This window comes from Actinacidiphila paucisporea (assembly GCF_900142575.1).
Lineage (GTDB): Bacteria > Actinomycetota > Actinomycetes > Streptomycetales > Streptomycetaceae > Actinacidiphila > Actinacidiphila paucisporea.
In genome coordinates, this window is sequence record NZ_FRBI01000036.1 from 1 (window position 1) to 14115 (window position 14115).

Genomic DNA, 14115 nt, shown 5'->3' on the forward strand with positions numbered 1-14115 from the left:
GCGGAGGCGGCGGCGGTGGAGGCGGCAGGGACCGCGGATCCGTCCGCGGGCGCGGCGGAGGTCCAGGCTGTACCGGCTGACGAGCCGGCGGCTGGAGAGGACCAGCCCGAGCCGGAGGCCGAGCACGCCGAGGAGGCCGAGCCGGCGGCGAAAGAGGACGAGCCAGAGCCGGACGCCGAGGATGACGAGCCAGAGCCGGCGGCTGAAGAGGACGAGCCGGGGCCGGCGGCTGAAGAGGACGAGCCGGGGCCGGCGGCTGAAGAGGACGAGCCGGGGCCGGCGGCTGAAGAGGACGAGCCGGGGCCGGCGGCCGAACCCGCCGAGGAGGCCGAGCCCGAAGCCGACGTCGTGGACGACCTGGGCGAACCCGTGCCGCCCGCCGAACTCGAGGACTTCGAGCTGGTCGAGGTCGAGGTGGAGGTCCCGGAGAGCGCCGCGGCGCTGGACGACCTCGTACCGCCCGCCGAGGCCGCGCACGCCCGCCGGACGATGATCGGCCGCAGCGCGGAGGAGGTCGACCACGCGCCGCCGCGCGGGCGGTACGCGCCCGTGCCCGCGCCCGACAGCTCCTCGGCGGCCGCCACCCTGCGCTGGGCGGCCCCGGTGGCCGCCGCGCTGGTCGCCTCCGCGGTCGTCGTGGGCCGGGTGCTGCGGCGCCGCGGATAGCCGTCCGGCGAGGGGCGCGCCACCCGCTCGCCGGACCATAAGTGAACGTCAGAGCACCCGCCCTATACGCTCATCGCGTGGAGAACGAGACGAAGCTGACGGCGGGCGACGCCGAACTGACCTTGGAGCCCGGGCACGGCTGCCGGATCGCCTCCCTGCGGGTCGCCGGAACGGAACTCCTGCTCCAGGGCGACCGATTCGGCGCCTTTCTTATGGTGCCCTGGGTGGGCAGAACCGAGAACGGGGTCTTCCGCAACGGCGGTGTCACCCATCAGCTCCCGGTGGACGCCCCGCCACACGCCATCCACGGCACCGGGCGGCATGTCGCCTGGCAGGAGGCGGCGCCGCCGACCGACACCACCGCGGCCTACTACTACGACCTGGCCGACCCGTGGCCCTACCCGGGCCGGGTCACCCACACCGTGCAGCTGGCACCGCACTCGGTGACGCTGACGATGAGCGTCGAGGCGGCGGCGGACGGGGACTCCTTCCCGGCGCAGGCCGGCTGGCACCCCTGGTGGCGGCGCAACCTCGGGCAGGGCGGCCAGGACGTCGAACTGGCCTTCAGCGCGGCCTGGCAGGAGGAGCGCGGCAGCAACCACCTGCCCAACGGCAACCGCATCGACCCCAAGCCCGGCCCCTGGGACGACTGCTTCGGCATGCCCGACGGGGTCGACGTGACGCTGACCTGGCCGGGTGAGATGCGGCTCGAGGTGCGCAGCCCCGCGTCCTGGGTGGTCATCTACGACGAGCAGCCCGACGCGGTGTGCGTCGAGCCGCAGTCCGGCCCGCCGAACGGCCTGAACACCGCGCCGCGGCTGGTCACCCCGATCGACCCGCTGGAGATCTCCACCGTCTGGACCTGGCACCGGATCGGCTGACCGGTCCCTTCATCCGGCGCTCTGTCGCGCCTCCGCCCCGTCACCCCCCTGGTCCAGCCCGGCGGGAACGAACCGGCCCCTCGGCCTGCGCTTCGTGCGCCGGGCTGCGGGGCCGGATACTTGTCGGCATGAGTGACGACGTACGCAGTGCGCTGCTGCAGCAGATCAAGGACAAGGCCGTGGTGCACGGCAAGGTGACCCTCTCCTCCGGGCTGGAGGCCGACTTCTACATCGACCTGCGCCGCATCACGCTGGACGGCGAGGCGGCGCCGCTGGCCGGTCAGGTGATGCTGGACCTGACCGCCGACCTGGACTTCGACGCGGTCGGCGGTCTGACGCTGGGCGCCGACCCGGTGGCGGGCGCGATGCTGCACGCCTCCGCCGCGCGCGGGCAGCGTCTTGACGCCTTCGTGGTGCGCAAGGCCAACAAGGCGCACGGGCTGCAGCGGCGTATCGAGGGGACCGAGGTCAAGGGCCGCCGGGTGCTGGTGGTGGAGGACACCTCGACCACCGGCGGCTCGCCGCTGACGGCCGCCGAGGCGGTCAGGGAGGCGGGCGGCGAGGTGGTCGCGGTGGCGGTGATCGTCGACCGCGGCGCGGAGCCGAAGGTTACGCAGGCGGGTCTGCCGTATCTCGCCGCGTATTCGCTGGCCGATCTGGGCCTGGACTGACGCGGCGCCCGCCGCCGTCCGCATGGTGGTCGGCGGCGGGCCCGGCGACCTCTCCCCAAGGGTGCGCTGACCTGCGGTTTTACGGTCGTCGCGATGTTTCACGTGAAACACTCCGGAGGCCGTGCAAGACAGCGCCTGTACCGAGGTGGTGTATCCGTTCGGGAATGGGAAGATAGGGCCGACGATGACGTCGCCACGCCAGCACCACCATCCCGCGGAATCTGAGGAGCGGAAACGATGCCCATCGCAACCCCCGAGGTCTACAACGACATGCTCGACCGGGCGAAGGCAGGCGGCTTTGCCTACCCGGCCATCAATGTCACCTCGTCGCAGACGCTGAATGCCGCGCTGCGCGGCCTCGCCGAGGCGGAGAGCGACGGCATCATCCAGATCTCCACGGGCGGCGCGGAGTTCCTGGGCGGGCAGTACAACAAGGACATGGTGACCGGTGCGGTCGCCCTCGCCGAGTTCGCCCACATCGTCGCCGAGAAGTACCCGGTCACGGTCGCGCTGCACACCGACCACTGCCCGAAGGACAAGCTGGACGCCTACGTCCGTCCGCTGCTGGCCATCTCGCAGGAGCGGGTCGACGCCGGTCGCAACCCGCTGTTCCAGTCCCACATGTGGGACGGCTCCGCCGAGAACCTGGACGACAACCTCGCCATCGCCAAGGAGCTGCTGGCGCAGGCGGCCAAGGCCAAGATCATCCTGGAGATGGAGATCACCCCGACCGGCGGTGAGGAGGACGGCGTCTCGCACGAGATCAACGACAACCTCTACACCACGGTCGACGACGCCTTCCGCACCGTCGAGGCGGTCGGCCTGGGCGAGCACGGCCGCTACCTGCTGGCCGCCTCCTTCGGCAACGTGCACGGCGTCTACAAGCCGGGCAACGTGGTGCTGCGCCCCGGCATCCTCAAGGAGCTGCAGGACGCCGTCGCGCAGAAGTACGGCAAGGCCAACCCCTTCGACTTCGTCTTCCACGGCGGCTCGGGCTCCACGATCGAGGAGATCAACGAGGCGCTGGCCAACGGTGTCGTCAAGATGAACATCGACACCGACCTGCAGTACGCCTTCACCCGGCCCGTCGCCGCGCACATGTTCACCAACTACGACGGTGTGCTCAAGGTGGACGGCGAGGTCGGCAACAAGAAGGCCTACGACCCCCGCGTGTGGGGCAAGTCCGCCGAGGCGGGCATGGCCGCCCGGGTCGTCGTCGCCGCGGAGAACCTGCGGTCCGCGGGCAACAAGCGCAAGTAGTCCTGCGAAGGACCCTGAGTCCTGCGAAGGACCCTGAGGGCCCCCGGGGCAGCTGCCCGGGGGCCCTCACCCGTGCCGGCTCGGGCAGACTGGGGCCCATGGCCAATCACCAGAACCTGCTCGGGGGTCCCGACCCCACCCACCTGCCCGACGACCCGGAGCCGCGCGAGCTGCTCGCCTCGGGCACCGCGCCCGCCGAGGTCGCGGCGAAGTACCCGGCGTCCTCGCTGGTCTGGGCGCAGCTTGCCGACGACGCCTTCGAGGCCGGCCGCGTCGTGGAGTCGTACGCCTACGCCCGCACCGGCTACCACCGCGGCCTTGACGCGCTGCGCAGGGCCGGCTGGAAGGGCCACGGCCCGGTGCCCTTCGAGCACGAGCCCAACCGCGGCTTCCTGCGCGCCCTGCACGCCCTGGGCCGCGCCGCCCAGGCCATCGGCGAGGAGGAGGAGTACGCGCGCTGCACCGCTTTCCTGCGGGACAGCTCGCCGACCGCCGCCGACATCCTGAACTGAGCCTCCGCCGGGCCCGGCCCTGGCCCCGCAGGGGGCTGTTTTCCGGCTTCCGCCCCGGTTCCTTTCCGGCCCCGTGCGGCCGCCCTCCCGCGACCGCGGCTCAATGTTGCAGTCCTGCCACAGACGGGCGGCGCATGGCCTGGCCACATATCCGTGTGCGATTCTTGGGCCTGTCGTTCGTGTCGGGCACGCGTGAGCGTGCCCGATCGCAATCCACACGCAGCCGCGGAGACGCCAGGGGGGCCGGACGGGGCCGGGGCGGTGGACCCGGCTGCGCGGGCCGCAGGGGGAGTCTTGGCAGGACAGCGCAGCCGACGTCGGCATGGGCGCCGGCGGGCGAAGAAGCGTGCCGCGATAGCCGGGCCGCTCGCGCTCGGCGTCATCCTCCTCGTCGTCGCCTCGGGGGGATACGCCGCCTGGCACAAGACCCAGGAGACCGCGGGTTCCGCGGTTCTCCACGACGGCCTCAACCCGACCGCCACGGCCACCACCACGTCACCGCCGCGGGACACCGGCAGCCCGTCCCCCCGGCCGTCCACCGGCCGCCCGAAGAAGAGCACGTCGCCGAGCCCGTCGCACACGCCCGCCACGCCGCCGGCGTCCTCCGTGCCCAAGTCAGGCAGCGGCAGCTTCAGCACCGCCGACGCGACCGGAAGCGCGTCCGGCCACGGCACCATCCGCCGCTACAAGGTCGAGGTCGAGGGCGGCATCATGCTGTCCGCCACCGACGCGGCCCACGAGATCGCGGAGATCCTGGCCAACCCGCGCGGCTGGACCGCCGACGGCCATGACGGCTTCCAGTTGGTCTCCTCCGGCCACGCGGACTTCGTGATCAAGATCGCGACGCCGGACACCGTGGACGACATCTGCGGCGCCGCCGGCCTGCTCACCCGCGGCGAGGTCAACTGCGACGTCGGCGCCACCGTCGTGGTCAACCTCAAGCGCTGGATGCTCGGGTCGCCCGAATTCGACGGCCCCATCGGGGACTACCGAGCCCTGATCATCAACCACGAGGTCGGCCACCGCATCGGCCACCACCACGAGGGCTGCCCGGGACCCGGCAAGCCGGCACCGGTGATGATGCAGCAGATCAAGGGCCTCAAGGGCTGCACCGCCAACGAGTGGCCATACGACACCAAGGGCCGCTACATCTCGGGACCGCCCGTCGCCTGACCTCGGCGTCCGCCAGACGCGGCGTCCGGAGGCGCCGGCCTTGCCGGATGCGCCCGCACCGCAGATGATCTCGGCGTGGCCCGGTGATCCCGGGCGACCCGTTCTGGAGGTAACCCATGTCCGATGCACCGACCGACGAGGCGGCGACCCCGAACCTGTCGTTCGAGGGCAGCACGCCGTACGAGGACTACGTGCAGGCGTCCGTGCTCACCCATCTGCAGCACCCGCTGTCCGACGAACCCGGCGAGATGGCCTTCCTGGTCACCACCCAGGTCATGGAGCTGTGGTTCACGCTGCTGGTCCACGAATGGACCACCGCCGCCCGCGCACTCCGGCAGGACGACCTGCCCACCGCGATGGCGGCGCTGCACCGCAGCCTGCCGGAGCTGGAGTCGCTGAACGCCTCCTGGAAGCCGATCGCGCACCTGACGCCCGGGCAGTTCAACGCCTACCGGTCCGCCCTCGGCGAGGGCTCCGGCTTCCAGTCCGCCATGTACCGCCGGCTGGAGTTCCTGCTCGGCGACAAGTCCGCGTCCATGCTCGTACCGCACCGCGGCACCCCCGGCGCGCACGCCGAACTGGAGAAGGCCCTCACCGAGCCGAGCCTCTACGACGAGGTGCTGCGGCTGCTCGACCGGCGCGGCTACGCCATCCCCGCCGACGTCCTGAACCGCGACCCGTCACTGCGCTACGAGCCGCACCCCGACGTCGAGAGGGCCTGGCAGCGCGTCTACGCGGCCGACGACCAGGACTCCGACCTGATCAGGCTCGGCGAAACCCTCACCGACGTCGCCGAATACGTGTGGCGCTGGCGCAACGACCACCTGGTCGCGACCCGCCGCGCGATGGGCGCGAAGACCGGGACCGGCGGCTCCGCGGGCGTGGCCTGGCTGGAGAAACGGGCCACCAAGAACGTCTTCCCCGAGCTGTGGACGGCGCGCAGCCATGTCTGACACCGCAGCCGTGCCCGGTGGCGCCACCGTGTCCGACCCCGAAGGCCTGGCCGCCCGCGCCGCCTCTCTGGACGCCGCCGACCCGCTCGCGGCGGTACGCGACCGCTTCGTCCTCGACGACGCCACCGTCTACCTCGACGGCAATTCGCTGGGCGCCCTGACAGCCGGGGTCCTGCCCCGGCTGGCCGACGTCGTCACCCGGGAGTGGGGCGAGCTGCGGATCAGGTCCTGGGAGGAAAGCGGCTGGTGGACCGCCCCCGAACGGATCGGCGACCGTATCGCCCCGCTGGTCGGCGCCGCACCCGGGCAGATCGTGGTCGGCGACTCGACCAGCGTCAACGTCTTCAAGGCGCTGGTCGCCGCGGTCCGGATGGCACCGGCGGGGCGGACCGAGATCCTGGTGGACGCCGCGACCTTCCCCACCGACGGCTACATCGCCGCCGCCGCGGCCCGGCTGACCGGCCACACCGTACGGCCCGTGCCCGCGGCCGAGATCGGCGCCGCGGCCGGCCCGCTGACCGCGGCGGCGCTGGTCAACCACGTCGACTACCGCACCGGACGGCTGCACGACCTGGCAGGGACCACCGCCGCCCTGCACGCGGCGGGCGCGCTCGCCGTGTGGGACCTGTGCCACAGCGCGGGCGCGCTGCCGGTGGCGCTGGACGCCGACGGGGTCGACCTGGCGGTCGGCTGCACCTACAAGTACCTCAACGGCGGCCCCGGATCGCCCGCCTACCTCTACGTACGCCGTGAGCTGCAGCCCCGCTTCGACTCGCCCCTGCCGGGCTGGAACTCGCACGCCGAACCCTTCGGCATGGCACCCGGCTACGAGCCCGCGCAGGGCGCGCCGCGCGGCCGCGTAGGGACCCCGGAGATCCTGTCGCTGCTCGCGCTGGACGCCGCGCTCGACGCCTGGGACGGCGTGACCACCGAGGGCGTACGGGCCAAGAGCCTCGGCCTGACCGACTTCTTCCTGGACTGCACCGCCGTGCTGGTGCCCGCGGGGCGGGTCGAGTCCGTGACGCCCGCCGCGCACGCGGAGCGCGGCAGCCAGGTGTCGCTGCGCTGCGCGGGGGCCGCGGAGGTGATGCGCGAGCTGACCGCGCGGGGCGTCGTCGGCGATTTCCGCCGGCCCGACGTGCTGCGCTTCGGCTTCACCCCGCTCTACACCCGCTACGCCGACGCGCTGCGCGCCGCGCGCGTACTCGCCGATGTGATCGAAGGGACCGCCTGACCGATGGCCGCCGACTCCGCCGCGCCCCCGCCCGTGTCCCAGGCCGAGGCGGAGGAGGCGTCGGCCTTCCGGCACGCACCGGTGCCGGCGGACGCCACCGCCGCCTACGGCGACCATCAGGACCAGCTGGTCGACTTCTTCCGCCCCCGCCCGCCGCGCGGCCGTGACGCCCACCCGGCCCCGCTGGTCGCGCTGCTGCACGGCGGCGCCTGGCGCGCACCCTACGACCGCACGCACGTCTCCCCGCTGGCCGCGTACCTGGCCGGGCACGGATACGCGGTGGCGTCGGTCGAATACCGCAAGGGCGCCGCCGCCGACGACGGCGCGGCCGCCGGGCGGTGGCCCGACACCTTCGACGACGTGGCGGCCGCCGTCGACGCGCTGCCCGCACTGGCCGTGGAGGCCCTCGGCGCCGACCTGGTCGACCCGCGCCGCGTCGTCCTCACCGGACACAGCGCGGGCGGCCAGCTGGCGCTGTGGGCCGCCGCCCGGCACGTGCTGCCCCCGGAATCCCGCTGGCACCGCACCTCAGCGCCTCCGCTGCGCGGGGTGGTGGCGCTCGCCCCGATAGCCGACTTCACCTCCGCGATGCGGATGCGGGTCTGCTCCGACGCCGTGATCGAGCTGCTCGGCGGCCCCGACCACCTCACCGCCCGCCTCCCGCAGACCGACCCCGCGGCGCTGCTGCCCACCGGCATCCCGGTCACCATCGTGCACGGCACCACCGACATCGACGTCCCGCCGCAGGTCAGCCACGCCTTCGCCCGCGCGGCTGCGGCAGCGGGCGAGGAGGTCGTCACGGCCTGGCTCCCCGCCACCGGCCACTTCCCCCTGATCGACCCGTCGGCCCCGGCGGTGTCGGTCGTCGCCGACGAGATCGCCCAGCTCGCCTGGTAGGAAGCTGCTCTCCGGGGCCCAGGGGTGCGGGCGGCCACGACGGTGGGAATGGGATGTCGCCACCGCCCCCAGCGGCGACTGCGCGCGGGCATGGCTGCGCGGCACCGGAGCGCCGAGCGCAAAGCGCTCACGCCACGGCGTAGAACCCGCCGGTCAAGCTCAGCGGCTGCGCTTCGCCAGGCGTTCGACGTCGAGCAGGATGACCGCGCGGGCCTCAAGGCGGAGCCATCCGCGGCCGGCGAAGTCGGCGAGAGCCTTGTTCACGGTCTCGCGGGACGCGCCGACGAGCTGGGCCAGCTCTTCCTGGGTGAGGTCGTGGACGACGTGGATGCCCTCCTCCGACTGGACGCCGAAGCGGCGGGAGAGGTCGAGCAGCGCCTTGGCGACACGCCCGGGCACGTCGGAGAAGACCAGGTCGGACATGACGTCGTTGGTGCGCCGCAGCCGGCGGGCGACGGCGCGCAGCAGCGCCGTGGAGACCTCGGGCCGCACGTTCAGCCAGGGCTGGAGATCGCCGTGGCCCAGGCCGAGCAGCTTCAGCTCGGTCAGCGCGGTGGCGGTGGCGGTGCGGGGGCCCGGGTCGAAGAGCGACAGCTCTCCGATCAGCTCGCCGGGGCCGACCACGGCCAGCATGTTCTCCCGGCCGTCGGGCGAGGTGCGGTGCAGCTTCACCTTGCCCTCGGTGACGACGTACAGCCGGTCCCCGGGGTCGCCCTCGTGGAACAGCGAATCGCCACGCGCGAGCGTGACCTCGGTCATGGAGGCACGCAGTTCAGCGGCCTGCTCGTCGTCGAGCGCCGCGAAGAGCGGGGCACGGCGCAGAACGTCGTCCACGAGCTATCTCCTTGTCGGCATCGCTGGGATGTCCCCATGATGCATGACGTCTACAAACAGTGCGATCAATCACAAGGATGTCTTATCCGGGGCCGTATCCGTGCTCCGGGGGTCCGATTGGGCGTTCCGGGAGGTGTCCTTGGCGGCTGAACGGGTGGCCGCGAGGGCGGATTCAGCTGTCAGCGAACAGGATGCCCGGGAGGGGCGGCCGCGGCGGCGGAACGGATCTCCGCCGGGTGTCGGTGGCGGCCCGTAGGCTGGCGGCATGGCGACGAGTAGTGGCGCGATGACCGGAGCCGCGGCGGGCGGGGCCGCGGTGAAGAAGGCGAAGGTCGCGCAGACGCATACGGGACTGGTACGGCAGGCCCGGCGGATCAACCGCGAACTGGCCGAGGTGTATCCGTACGCCCACCCCGAGCTGGACTTCGAGAATCCCTTCGAGCTGCTGATCGCCACCGTGCTGTCCGCGCAGACGACCGACCTGCGGGTGAATCAGACGACGCCGGCGCTGTTCGCGCAGTATCCGACACCGGAGGCGATGGCGGCGGCGCAGCCGGAGGCCCTGGAGGAGATCCTGCGGCCCACCGGTTTCTTCCGCGCGAAGGCGCGTGCGGTGCTCGGCCTGTCGGTGGCGCTGCGCGACGACTTCGGCGGCGAGGTGCCCGGTCGCCTCGAGGACCTGGTCAAGCTGCCGGGTGTCGGCCGCAAGACGGCCAATGTGGTGCTCGGCAATGCCTACGGCGTGCCGGGGATTACGGTGGACACGCACTTCGGGCGGCTGGCCCGGCGCTTCGGCTGGACCACCTCGCAGGAGCCGGAGAAGGTCGAGCAGGACGTCGCGGCGCTCTTCCCGAAGTCGGAGTGGACGATGCTGTCGCACCGCGTCATCTTCCACGGCCGCCGGATCTGCCATGCCCGCAAGCCCGCCTGCGGCGCCTGCCCCATCGCCCACCTGTGCCCGTCGTACGGCGAGGGCGAGATGGACCCGGAGAAGGCGAAGAAGCTGCTCAAGTACGAGAAGGGCGGCGCGCCCGGCCAGCGGCTGAAGCCGCCGCCGGACTATCCGGGGCAGCCCGCGCCCCCGCTGGCGGCCTCATGACGCAGGCGCGGGGGACGGGGGCGGGTCCGGAGGTGGCGGTCAGCCGGGACGGGCTGCCCGGCTGGCTCGGCCCGGTCGCGGACGCGGCGGACGCGATACGTCCCGAGCAGCTGAGCCGCTTCCTGCCGCCCGCGGCCGGGGGGCGCCAGTCGGCGGTGCTCATCCTCTTCGGCGAGGGCGACGGCACGTCCGGCGAGGGGAACGGCGGGGCCGCTGGCTCCGCGCCCGACCTGCTGCTCATCGAGCGGTCCGCTGCCCTGCGCTCGCACGCCGGGCAGCCGTCCTTTCCCGGCGGCGCCCTGGACCCGGAGGACGGCGACCCCGACGGTGACGGCCCGCTGCGGGCGGCGCTGCGCGAGGCCCGCGAGGAGACCGGCCTCGACCCGGCTGGAGTGCAGCTCTTCGGCGTCCTGCCGCGCCTCTACATCCCGGTCAGCGGCTTCGTGGTGACCCCGGTGCTCGGCTGGTGGCGGGCCCCGAGCCCGGTCGGCGTGGTCGACCCCGCCGAGACCGCCCGGGTCTTCCGGGTCCCGCTCGCGGAGCTGACCGATCCGGCCAACCGTGCGACTCTCACCCACCCCAGCGGCTTCCGCGGCCCGGCGTTCCTGGTCCGGGACGCCCTGGTGTGGGGCTTCACGGCCGGCCTGATCGACAAGATCCTGCACTTCGCCGGCTGGGAGCTGCCCTGGGACGAGGACCGCACCGTCCCGCTCGGCCGACTCTAGAGCCCGACCGACCGCGCACGGCCCGCGGCGGCGCCCGGCACCCGCACGCACTTGTGAGGGCCGTACGGTCCCGCGCGCTCAGGTCGCCATGAGACCGTGTTCCCCGTGAACGTGCTGGACTTCCTGCTCATCCTCGCCGCCGCCTGGTTCGCCGTCATCGGCTACCGGCAGGGCTTCGTCGTCGGCATCATGTCGGTGATCGGCTTCCTCGGCGGCGGGCTCGTCGCGATCTACCTGCTGCCGCTGCTGTGGGACAAGGCGACCGGTGACGCGACCCCCGGTTCCGTGGCAGTGGTGACCGCGGTGGCGATCGTCATCGTGTGCGCGTCGGTGGGGCAGGCGTTCACCACGCATCTGGGCAACAAGGTCCGTACGAAGATCACCTGGTCGCCGGTCCGGGCGATCGACGCCAGCGGTGGCGCGATGGTCAACGTGCTGGCGATGCTGCTGGTGGCGTGGCTGATCGGCAGCGCCCTGGCCACCACGGCGCTGCCGACGATAGGGCGCGAGGTGCGGTCGTCCAGGGTGCTGCTCGGGGTGTCGCGGGTGATGCCGGCGCAGGCCGACACCTGGTTCACCGACTTCAGTTCGACCCTGGCGCAGAACGGCCTGCCGCAGGTCTTCGGGACCTTCGGCTCGGAGCCGATCACGTCGGTGCCCGCCCCCGACCCGGCGCTGGTCAACAGCCGGGTCGTGACGGACGCCCGGCGCAGCATCGTGAAGGTGGTCGGCACCGCGCCCGGCTGCGGGAAGGTGCTCGAAGGCTCCGGCTTCGTCTTCGCCAAGAACCGGGTCATGACGAACGCGCACGTCGTCGGCGGTGTCTCCGAGCCGACCGTGCAGGTCGGCGGCAAGGGGAAGTTGCATGACGCCCGGGTGGTGCTCTACGACTGGCAGCGCGACATCGCGGTGCTCGACGTGCCCGGGCTCGACGCGCCGTGGCTGGACGTCGCCACCACCGACGAGCGCAGCCGCGACGACGCGATCGTGGCCGGTTTCCCGGAGAACGGCGCCTTCGATGTGCGCGCCGCCCGCGTCCGCGACCGTATCCAGGCCAACGGCCCGGACATCTACCACCGCGGCACCGTCCATCGCGACGTCTACTCGCTCTACGCGACCGTCCGGCAGGGCAATTCCGGCGGGCCGCTGCTCAGCACGGACGGGCGGGTCGCCGGGGTGGTCTTCGCCAAGTCGCTCGACGACTCCAACACCGGTTACGCCCTGACCGCCGACGAGATCGCGCCCGACGTGGCCGCGGGACGTACTGCGGACCGGCAGGTGGACACCGAGGGCTGCGCGCTGTGACCCGGGGCCGGCGCGCGGACGCCGGCCGTAGCCCCGCTCCTGGCGCCGGCACCGCTGTCAGTCGCGCGGATGGCGCAGCCTGGCGCCGACCCACCTGGCCCGGCGCCTGAGTATGCGCGGAATGCCCAGCCGGGCCTCGCCCGGCGGGAAGAGGTTTATGGGCGCCGTACTGCTGACGGCGGCGGGGGTGCTTCGGCGATTGCGTGACACATCACGGTAGTCGTGCGTCCAACCCATACCGAGCTACGTGCCCGCGCCTCTTGGTCGGTAATCGCCCTTTGCTGCTCCTGTTGGCGTATGCGTCCGGCATTTTAACGATCATGGGCTTGTCGCACCGGTCACGGTGTACGTAGGGCGGGCAGCAGCCGGCGCGGCGGGAGCGCCTACGCTCAGCGGTCCGGTTCGGGGTCCTTCAGCCAGTTGATCAGCTCGGCGGAGAAGGCGGCCGGGTCCTCCTCGTGCGGGAAGTGCCCGAGGCCGTCGAAGAGCCGCCAGCGGTAGGGCGCCTCGACGTACTCGCCGCTGCCGGCCGCGCTGGCCGTCCTGATGGCCGGGTCGAGCGAACCGTGCAGATGCAGCGTCGGCACCCTGACCGGCCGCTTCATCCTGCGGTTGAACTGGATACCGTCCGGCCGCGCCATCGACCGCACCATCCAGCGGTAGGGCTCGATGGCGCAGTGCGCGGTGGACGGGATCTGCATCGCGCGGCGGTAGACGTCGACCGCCTCGTCGTCCGGCAAGGAGGGCCCCGACCAGGCCTGGATCAGCTTCCCGACCAGCGCCGCGTCGTCCGCGACCAGCTGCCGCTCGGGCAGCCACGGCCGCTGGAAGCCCCAGATGTACGCCCCGGAGCGGCTCTGCCGCAGATCGGTCAGCATCGCGCTGCGCCAGTGCCGGGGATGCGGCATCGAGCAGACCGCGAGCCTGCGCACCAGCTTGGGCCGCATCGCCGCGGCCGTCCAGGCCAGATATCCGCCCAGGTCGTGGCCGACGAGCGCGGCGTCCGGCTCGCCGAGGGAGCGGATCACCCCGGTCACGTCGAGTGCGAGATTGCCCGGGTCGTAGCCACGGGGCGTACGGTCGCTGCCGCCGACCCCGCGCAGGTCCATCGCCACCGCGCGGTAACCGGCGTCCGCCAGCGCGGTGAGCTGGTGCCGCCAGGTCCACCAGAACTGCGGGAAGCCGTGCAGGAGCAGCACCAGCGGCCCGTCACCGACCTCGGCGATGTGGAAGCGGGCGCCATTGGCGGCCACGTCGCGGTGCGTCCAGGGGCCGTCGGGCCGGGCCACCGACGCGCTCGACCCGCCTTTTGTCCACGGGTTTCCCGACCCGTCGGCGAGGTTCATGCCCCAGAGCGTGTCACATCTTGGCGCGGGCCGGGGCCTTGGCGGTGGGCAGCAGGCGCGAGGCCTCGGTGGCACCACTGCCGAGCGCGGGCACGGCACCGTCGCTCAGCTCGCGCGGGTGCGGCTTGGCCTTCTGCAGCACCGCCGCGGTCTCCTTCGCCGACGCGATCGAACGCTCCGGCTTCTTCACCTTCTTGAACCGCCCGTACGCGAACGCGGCGAGCAGCAGCGCCAGCACCACGAAGGCGCCGAAGACGATCAGGAACGACCAGCCGAGGGTGAGGCCGAGCGCCTGCAGCCCGTACGCCGAGGCGAAGCTGAGCATCGGCACCGCGAAGAAGAGCAGTGTCACCGCGCCGATCAGCGCACCGCTGCCGAAGGCGGCGCGCTTGGCGTCCTGCCGCAGTTCGGCTTTGGCGAGGGCGATCTCGTCATGGACCAGGGCGCTCATCTCCGCCGTGGCGGCGGCGAAAAGCTGCCCGATGCTGCGGCTGTCACCGTTGGGGGACTCGCTCATCGCTTCCTCCGTCATTCCGTCGTCCACTGCGGGGGCGGTACG

Annotated in this window: 15 protein-coding genes and 1 pseudogene; 12 read left to right on the forward strand and 4 right to left on the reverse strand. The window is 72.7% G+C overall.

The window, feature by feature from the left end; translation table 11 throughout:
• From BUE44_RS39020 to BUE44_RS32355, 9 genes and pseudogenes are all read left to right on the forward strand, one after another.
• Window positions 1-666 (forward strand): annotated as a pseudogene (locus tag BUE44_RS39020) (SRPBCC domain-containing protein); the annotation flags it as partial.
• A 77-nt stretch (window positions 667-743) separates the two neighbouring features.
• A complete protein-coding gene (locus BUE44_RS32320; protein WP_073502585.1) occupies window positions 744-1547 on the forward strand; it encodes an aldose epimerase family protein in 804 nt (267 codons plus the stop codon).
• Window positions 1548-1675: 128 nt separating this feature from the next.
• A complete protein-coding gene (pyrE, locus tag BUE44_RS32325) occupies window positions 1676-2218 on the forward strand; it encodes an orotate phosphoribosyltransferase (protein WP_073502586.1) in 543 nt (180 codons plus the stop codon).
• Window positions 2219-2455: 237 nt separating this feature from the next.
• On the forward strand, window positions 2456-3478 hold the full coding sequence (gene fbaA, locus BUE44_RS32330; RefSeq protein WP_073502587.1) for a class II fructose-bisphosphate aldolase: 1023 nt from the start codon (window positions 2456-2458) through the stop codon (window positions 3476-3478).
• A 98-nt stretch (window positions 3479-3576) separates the two neighbouring features.
• On the forward strand, window positions 3577-3990 hold the full coding sequence (locus BUE44_RS32335; RefSeq protein ID WP_073502588.1) for a DUF3151 domain-containing protein: 414 nt from the start codon (window positions 3577-3579) through the stop codon (window positions 3988-3990).
• Between the two features lie 294 nt (window positions 3991-4284).
• Window positions 4285-5163 carry a DUF3152 domain-containing protein gene (locus BUE44_RS32340; protein WP_079190285.1) on the forward strand — a complete coding sequence of 293 codons (879 nt, stop codon included), beginning with the start codon at window positions 4285-4287 and terminating at the stop codon, window positions 5161-5163.
• Between the two features lie 116 nt (window positions 5164-5279).
• The gene (locus tag BUE44_RS32345; protein WP_073502590.1) at window positions 5280-6116 is read left to right on the forward strand and encodes a tryptophan 2,3-dioxygenase family protein; all 837 of its coding nucleotides are present in this window, start codon (window positions 5280-5282) and stop codon (window positions 6114-6116) included.
• On the forward strand, window positions 6109-7350 hold the full coding sequence (gene kynU, locus BUE44_RS32350; RefSeq protein WP_073502591.1) for a kynureninase: 1242 nt from the start codon (window positions 6109-6111) through the stop codon (window positions 7348-7350). Before BUE44_RS32345 ends, kynU begins: the two co-directional genes overlap by 8 nt.
• Before the next feature lie 3 nt (window positions 7351-7353).
• Window positions 7354-8247, forward strand: coding sequence for an alpha/beta hydrolase family protein (locus BUE44_RS32355; RefSeq protein WP_073502592.1), 894 nt, complete (start codon window positions 7354-7356; stop codon window positions 8245-8247).
• Window positions 8248-8406: 159 nt separating this feature from the next.
• On the opposite strand, the gene BUE44_RS32360 is transcribed toward BUE44_RS32355, so the two are convergent.
• Window positions 8407-9081 (reverse strand): Crp/Fnr family transcriptional regulator, encoded by a 675-nt coding sequence (locus tag BUE44_RS32360; protein WP_033174884.1) that lies wholly within the window; start codon window positions 9079-9081, stop codon window positions 8407-8409.
• 265 nt (window positions 9082-9346) lie between these two features.
• Here BUE44_RS32360 and nth point away from each other — a divergent pair, with 265 nt between their 5' ends.
• The 3 genes from nth (at window position 9347) to BUE44_RS32375 (ending at window position 12210) form a co-directional block, all read left to right on the forward strand.
• Window positions 9347-10180, forward strand: coding sequence for an endonuclease III (nth, locus tag BUE44_RS32365; protein WP_079190286.1), 834 nt, complete (start codon window positions 9347-9349; stop codon window positions 10178-10180).
• On the forward strand, window positions 10177-10905 hold the full coding sequence (locus BUE44_RS32370; RefSeq protein WP_073502594.1) for an NUDIX hydrolase: 729 nt from the start codon (window positions 10177-10179) through the stop codon (window positions 10903-10905). Before nth ends, BUE44_RS32370 begins: the two co-directional genes overlap by 4 nt.
• A gap of 105 nt (window positions 10906-11010) precedes the next feature.
• The gene (locus tag BUE44_RS32375; RefSeq protein ID WP_073502595.1) at window positions 11011-12210 is read left to right on the forward strand and encodes a MarP family serine protease; all 1200 of its coding nucleotides are present in this window, start codon (window positions 11011-11013) and stop codon (window positions 12208-12210) included.
• A 57-nt stretch (window positions 12211-12267) separates the two neighbouring features.
• On the opposite strand, the gene BUE44_RS39025 is transcribed toward BUE44_RS32375, so the two are convergent.
• From BUE44_RS39025 to BUE44_RS32390, 3 genes are all read right to left on the reverse strand, one after another.
• On the reverse strand, window positions 12268-12447 hold the full coding sequence (locus BUE44_RS39025; RefSeq protein ID WP_073502596.1) for a hypothetical protein: 180 nt from the start codon (window positions 12445-12447) through the stop codon (window positions 12268-12270).
• A gap of 152 nt (window positions 12448-12599) precedes the next feature.
• The gene (locus tag BUE44_RS32385) at window positions 12600-13556 is read right to left on the reverse strand and encodes an alpha/beta fold hydrolase (protein ID WP_073502597.1); all 957 of its coding nucleotides are present in this window, start codon (window positions 13554-13556) and stop codon (window positions 12600-12602) included.
• Window positions 13557-13569: 13 nt separating this feature from the next.
• Window positions 13570-14073: a phage holin family protein gene (locus BUE44_RS32390; protein WP_073502619.1), complete on the reverse strand. Its 504-nt coding sequence runs from the start codon at window positions 14071-14073 to the stop codon at window positions 13570-13572.
• Between the last annotated feature and the right edge of the window lie 42 nt (window positions 14074-14115).

Coding starts and splice junctions, on each gene's coding strand:
- pyrE (WP_073502586.1), top strand. CDS start 1,676: ATGAGTGACGACGTACGCAGTGCGCTGCTGCAGCAGATCAAGGACAAG.
- fbaA (WP_073502587.1), top strand. CDS start 2,456: ATGCCCATCGCAACCCCCGAGGTCTACAACGACATGCTCGACCGGGCG.
- BUE44_RS32335 (WP_073502588.1), top strand. CDS start 3,577: ATGGCCAATCACCAGAACCTGCTCGGGGGTCCCGACCCCACCCACCTG.
- BUE44_RS32345 (WP_073502590.1), top strand. CDS start 5,280: ATGTCCGATGCACCGACCGACGAGGCGGCGACCCCGAACCTGTCGTTC.
- kynU (WP_073502591.1), top strand. CDS start 6,109: ATGTCTGACACCGCAGCCGTGCCCGGTGGCGCCACCGTGTCCGACCCC.
- BUE44_RS32355 (WP_073502592.1), top strand. CDS start 7,354: ATGGCCGCCGACTCCGCCGCGCCCCCGCCCGTGTCCCAGGCCGAGGCG.
- nth (WP_079190286.1), top strand. CDS start 9,347: ATGGCGACGAGTAGTGGCGCGATGACCGGAGCCGCGGCGGGCGGGGCC.
- BUE44_RS32370 (WP_073502594.1), top strand. CDS start 10,177: ATGACGCAGGCGCGGGGGACGGGGGCGGGTCCGGAGGTGGCGGTCAGC.
- BUE44_RS39025 (WP_073502596.1), bottom strand. CDS start 12,447: ATGGGTTGGACGCACGACTACCGTGATGTGTCACGCAATCGCCGAAGC.
- BUE44_RS32385 (WP_073502597.1), bottom strand. CDS start 13,556: ATGAACCTCGCCGACGGGTCGGGAAACCCGTGGACAAAAGGCGGGTCG.
- BUE44_RS32390 (WP_073502619.1), bottom strand. CDS start 14,073: ATGAGCGAGTCCCCCAACGGTGACAGCCGCAGCATCGGGCAGCTTTTC.